Origin of the sequence: Falsiroseomonas sp. HW251 (genome assembly GCF_050563545.1) — a bacterium.
GTDB lineage: Bacteria > Pseudomonadota > Alphaproteobacteria > Acetobacterales > Acetobacteraceae > Falsiroseomonas.
Map to the genome: position 1 here is coordinate 1 of NZ_JBNXUM010000118.1, position 372 is coordinate 372.

Below are 372 nucleotides of genomic sequence, written 5' to 3' on the forward strand. Positions count from 1 at the left end.
CAGGGTGATGGCGCCCAGCTTGTCGTCATTGAGGCTGACGTTGAGCAGCGACACGTTGCCGTCGTTCTTGACGGAGTAGCTGTAGACGATGGTGTCGCCGGCATCGGGCCCGTTGCCGTCGCCGTCGACCACGCCGGCATTCGTCTTGGTCACGTCGATATGCGGCGTCCGGGCGATCGGTACGGTGTTGGTATCGGTGTCGGTCACCGTCGTGCCGTTGGTGCCAATGCCGGTGCCCGTGGCGATGTTGGTCAGCGACCCCGCGTCGACCTGCGCCTGGGTGAGCGTACCGGTCTTGGTGCCGGTCGCGGTGGCGCCGACGGCGAGGTCGTCGGCCGTGCCGTCGGCATCGAGGTCGGTCAGCCCGGCCGT

Annotated in this window: 1 protein-coding gene; it reads right to left on the minus strand. The window is 67.7% G+C overall.

Features of this window, described 5'->3' with window-relative positions; translation table 11 throughout:
* Positions 1-372: DUF7507 domain-containing protein (locus ACLF3M_RS35435; protein ID WP_430661719.1), on the minus strand; the 372-nt coding region annotated here is incomplete at both ends.